4 protein-coding genes and 1 pseudogene are annotated in these 4,911 nt (G+C 72.6%); all 5 read right to left on the bottom strand.

Annotation, left to right across the window (positions count from 1 at the left end):
- On the bottom strand, positions 1 to 743 hold a 743-nt coding region (locus tag MW084_RS19835), incomplete at its 3' end, for a trypsin-like peptidase domain-containing protein (RefSeq protein ID WP_275563720.1).
- A 199-nt stretch (positions 744 to 942) separates the two neighbouring features.
- Positions 943 to 1,869 (bottom strand): tRNA pseudouridine(55) synthase TruB, encoded by a 927-nt coding sequence (gene truB / locus MW084_RS19830; protein WP_010476277.1) that lies wholly within the window; start codon positions 1,867 to 1,869, stop codon positions 943 to 945.
- A complete protein-coding gene (gene rbfA, locus MW084_RS19825) occupies positions 1,866 to 2,345 on the bottom strand; it encodes a 30S ribosome-binding factor RbfA (RefSeq protein WP_010476279.1) in 480 nt (159 codons plus the stop codon). Before rbfA ends, truB begins: the two co-directional genes overlap by 4 nt.
- 27 nt (positions 2,346 to 2,372) lie before the next feature.
- Positions 2,373 to 2,666, bottom strand: a complete 294-nt coding sequence (locus MW084_RS19820) for a DUF503 domain-containing protein (RefSeq protein ID WP_010476281.1) — start codon at positions 2,664 to 2,666, stop codon at positions 2,373 to 2,375.
- Between the two features lie 155 nt (positions 2,667 to 2,821).
- Positions 2,822 to 4,825, bottom strand: a pseudogene (infB, locus tag MW084_RS19815) (translation initiation factor IF-2); the annotation flags it as partial.
- Between the last annotated feature and the right edge of the window lie 86 nt (positions 4,826 to 4,911).

Genomic DNA, 4,911 nt, shown 5'->3' with positions numbered 1-4,911 from the left:
GCGAACAGGTCGAGGCGGTGGGCGACGGCGGGCCTCTCGACGGTCCGGGCCGGATGGAGGGCGGGGTGGGTGAGTCCGGTGAGCCGCAGGGCTCCCGCGAGGTTCAGGGCGGCGCCGTGGGCCGGGACGGTGGCGGCGTTGCGGCGCAGCAGGGCGGCGAGGGGGCCGCCGGGGGTGCGGGCGGCGGCGCCGGCGAGGGGCACGGCGAGCCCGGCGGCGGGATGGCCGGTGCGGAGCGCCCCCGTGAGGACGGCGAGGACCGTGCCGGTCGCGGCGTCCAGGACCGGTCCGCCCGCGGCCCCGCCGTCGTGCTCCAGCGCTTCGCGGCCCTCGGTGCCGATGGCGAGTTCGAGGACCCCGTCGACGGGGTGGTGGCGGCCGTCGCTCCCGGTGCGGGCGGCCCGGACGGTGCCGAGGACGCGTGCCTCGCGCCGGCCGTGGGCGTGGACGTGGACGTAGGTGCCCGCCGGGGGCGCGGGGCGGTCGGCGATGGCGAGGGGACGGACGCCGAGCCCGTCGGTGCGGACCAGGGCGAGGGCGTCGGCGGGCAGGGCGGTGACGGCGTCGGCGGTCACCGCGCACTCGCGGCCGTCGGGCGCCAGGACGACGACGTGCTCCAGGCCGTCGACGGTCTCGTGGCCGGTGACGACCGTGCCGAGGTGGTCGGCGACGAAGCCGGAGCCTCTCGTCCGGCCCTCCCGATCACAGATGCGCACCAGTGCCGCCCGGTCCTGTCGTCCCATGGATCGACCGTAGGACCGGGCCGATCGGGCCGGGAAACGCGGTCGCCGGACGCGCCCCCGGATGCTCCCCCGTTCGCTCCGAGCGCCCGTCCGAGTGGGTGAATAGGCATCCCGGTACGGGCGGAGACGCGGCGGAGAGGGGCCGCGGGACGGGCACGGGCCCGCCCCGCGGCGCTGCCCCGGGTCCGGGGCGGGGCGGTCAGCCGAAGACGGCGACGCTCTTCGCCTTCCCCCCGCGCTCCTCCACCAGGGCCAGCAGGCGCCCCCGCGGGTCGAAGACGGCGACGGGGCCCGGCCCGTGGGGCGGCATGTCGATGCGGACGCCGTTGAGGAGCAGCTTCGCGCGCCGCTCGTCGACGTCCCAGCGCGGGAACGCGGCGGCGGCGGCCTCGGCGAGGGGCATGACGGTGAGCCGCTCCTGGAGCTGGTCCAGGGTGCGCGCGGCGTCCAGCCGGTAGGGGCCGACGCGGGTGCGGCGCAGCGCGGTGAGGTGCCCGCCGACGCCGAGGGCGGCACCCACGTCGCGGGCGAGGGCCCGGACGTACGTGCCGGAGGAGCAGACCACGGAGACGACCAGGTCGACGACGGGCGTGCCGTCCTCGGCGACGGCGTCGCGCATGTCGTACACGGTGAACTGGGAGACCGTCACCGGGCGGGCCGGGATGTCGAACTCCTCGCCGCCCCGCACCCGCGCGTAGGACCGCTTCCCGCCGATCTTGATGGCGCTCACCTTCGACGGCACCTGCATGATGTCGCCGGTCAGCTCGGCCACCGCCGCGTCGACGGCCTCGCGGGTCACGCGGGACGCGTCGGACGAGGAGGTGACCTCGCCCTCGGCGTCGTCCGTGACGGTGTTCTGGCCGAGCCGGACGGTTCCCAGGTACTCCTTCTCCGTCAGCGCGAGGTGGCCGAGGAGCTTGGTGGCCTTCTCGACGCCCAGGACGAGGACGCCGGTGGCCATCGGGTCGAGCGTGCCGGCGTGGCCGACGCGGCGGGTGCGGGCGATGCCGCGCATCTTGGCCACCACGTCGTGGGAGGTGAACCCGGACGGCTTGTCGACGATGACGAGGCCGTCCTCGGGGGCCCTCCCGGCGTCGGCCGGGAGGGCGCGTTCCGCGTTGCTCATCGGGTGCCGGAGCCGTCCTCGTCGTCCGCCTCGGCCTCGTCGGCGTCGGCGTCCTCGTCGCCCGGCCTGCGGTACGGGTCGGCTTCGCCCGCGTACGTCTTGCCGGTGGACACCTCGCGCACCTCGGCGTCCTTGGCCCGCGCCTTGTCGAGGAGGTCCTCGATGGTGCGGGCGTTGTCGGGGAGGGCGTCCGGGACGAACGTCAGCGTCGGCGTGAAGCGGACGCCGGTCTGCCTGCCGACCTCGGAGCGCAGGATGCCCTTGGCGGACTCCAGCGCGGCCGCGGACGCGGCGCGCTCCTCCTCGTCGCCGTAGACCGTGTAGAAGACCGTGGCCTCCCGCAGGTCGCCGGTGACGCGGGCGTCCGTGACGGTCACGAACCCCAGCCGCGGATCCTTGATTCGCCGGTCCAGGGTCTCCGCGACCACGACCTGGATGCGATCGGCCAGCTTGCGGGCCCGCGCGTTGTCGGCCACCGGTCCGTCTCCTCTTCCGTCTTGCGTTCACTCTTCGTCGGTGTGCAGGCGCCGCCGTACGGACAGCAGCTCCACCTCGGGCCGGGCGGCGACGAGGCGCTCACACCGGTCCAGTACCCCTGTGAGATGTCCGATCTCCCCGGAGACCACCGCCACGCCGATCTCGGCCCTGCGGTGGAGGTTCTGGTTGCCGGTCTCCGCCGCACTCACCGCGAACTTCCGCTGGAGTTCGGCGACGATCGGCCGGACGACGGAGCGTTTCTCCTTCAGCGACCGTACGTCGCCGAGGAGCAGGTCGAAGGACAGCGTCCCCACGTACATGGACAGTCCGGATGTCCCGCCGGTTCGGGTTCGGTGGGCCCCCGCCGTTCACCGGCGGGGACATCCGAACCGTACACGCAGCGGCCGGGGCCGATCGACGGAAATTCCTTCCGCCGACCGGCCCCGGCTTCCGCTCCGGTGTCGCGCGGCCGGGGTCAGCCGCGCGGCTTCTCGCGCATCTCGTACGTCGCGATGACGTCGTCGACCTTGATGTCGTTGAAGTTGCCGAGGTTGATACCGCCCTCGAAGCCTTCGCGGATCTCGGTGACGTCGTCCTTGAAGCGACGCAGGCCCTCGATGTTGAGGTTCTCCGCGACGACCTTGCCGTCGCGCAGGAGGCGCGCCTTGGTGTTGCGCTTGACCACGCCGGACCGGATGAGGACACCGGCGATGTTGCCCAGCTTGGACGAGCGGAAGACCTCGCGGATCTCCGCCGTGCCGAGCTCGACCTCTTCGTACTCCGGCTTGAGCATGCCCTTGAGGGCCGCCTCGATCTCCTCGATGGCCTGGTAGATCACCGAGTAGTAGCGGACGTCGACGCCCTCGCGCTCCGCCATCTGCGCGGCACGGCCGGCCGCGCGGACGTTGAAGCCGATGACGATGGCGTCGGAGCCCATCGCCAGGTCGATGTCGGACTCGGTGACCGCACCCACGCCGCGGTGCAGGACCCGGATGTCGACCTCCTCGCCGACGTCGAGCTGGAGCAGCGAGGACTCGAGGGCCTCGACCGAACCGGACGCGTCGCCCTTGATGATGAGGTTGAGTTCTTGGATCTGACCGGCCTTGAGGACCTTGTCGAGGTCCTCCAGGGAGACCCGGCGGACGCGCTTGGCGAAGGCGGCGTTGCGCTCCCGCGCGGCGCGCTTCTCGGCGATCTGACGGGCCGTGCGGTCCTCGTCGACGACAAGGAAGTTGTCGCCGGCGCCCGGGACGTTGGTGAGGCCCAGGACCAGGACGGGGGTCGACGGACCCGCTTCCTCGACGTTGTTGCCCTTGTCGTCGAGCATCGCCCGGACGCGGCCGTACGCGTCGCCGACCACCATCGTGTCGCCGACCCGCAGCGTGCCGCGCTGGACCAGGACGGTCGCCACGGCGCCGCGGCCGCGGTCGAGGTGCGACTCGATCGCGATGCCCTGCGCGTCCTGCTCCGGGTTGGCCCGCAGGTCGAGCGAGGCGTCCGCCGTGAGGATGACGGCCTCCAGCAGGGAGTCGATGTGCAGCCCCTGCTTGGCGGAGATGTCGACGAACATCGTGTCGCCGCCGTACTCCTCGGCCACCAGGCCGTACTCGGTCAGCTGACCGCACACCTTGACCGGGTCGGCGCCCTCGACGTCGATCTTGTTGACCGCGACCACGATCGGCACGTCGGCCGCCTTGGCGTGGTTCAGCGCCTCGACCGTCTGGGGCATCACACCGTCGTTCGCCGCCACCACGAGGATCGCGATGTCGGTGGACTTGGCACCGCGCGCACGCATGGCGGTGAACGCCTCGTGACCCGGGGTGTCGATGAAGGTGATCTTGCGCTCTTCGTCGTTGACCTGGGTCGCCACCTGGTAGGCGCCGATGTGCTGGGTGATGCCGCCGGCCTCGCCCGCGACGACGTTCGTCTTGCGGATCGCGTCGAGCAGGCGGGTCTTGCCGTGGTCGACGTGACCCATGACGGTCACGACCGGCGGACGCGGGGCGAGGTACTCCTCGCCGCCCTCGTTCTCGCCCCACTCGAGGTCGAAGGACTCGAGCAGCTCGCGGTCCTCCTCCTCCGGGGAGACGATCTGAACGGTGTAGTTCATCTCGTCGCCGAGGAGCTGCAGCGTCTCGTCGGAGACGGACTGCGTGGCGGTGACCATCTCGCCGAGGTTCATCATCACCGCGACGAGCGACGCCGGGTTGGCGTTGATCTTCTCCGCGAAGTCGGTGAGGGACGCGCCGCGCGACAGGCGAACGGTCTCGCCGTTGCCGCGGGGCAGCATCACGCCGCCCACGGACGGGGCCTGCATGGCCTCGTACTCCTGGCGCCTCTGCCGCTTCGACTTGCGGCCGCGACGGGCGGGACCGCCCGGACGGCCGAACGCGCCCTGCGTGCCGCCACGGCCGCCGGGGCCGCCGGGACGGCCGCCGAAGCCGGGACGCCCGCCGCCGAAGCCGCCGCCACCGCCCGGGGCCTGACCCTTATACACATCTGACCCCGCCGACGCCTCCCTACGTGTAACTATCGGTGGTCGCCACACCATGCACAACAAAAAAA

Origin of the sequence: Streptomyces sudanensis (genome assembly GCF_023614315.1) — a bacterium.
Classification (GTDB): domain Bacteria; phylum Actinomycetota; class Actinomycetes; order Streptomycetales; family Streptomycetaceae; genus Streptomyces; species Streptomyces sudanensis.
The sequence above is the reverse complement of the archived record's forward strand: the minus strand, read 5'-3'. Positions and strand labels throughout refer to the sequence as shown.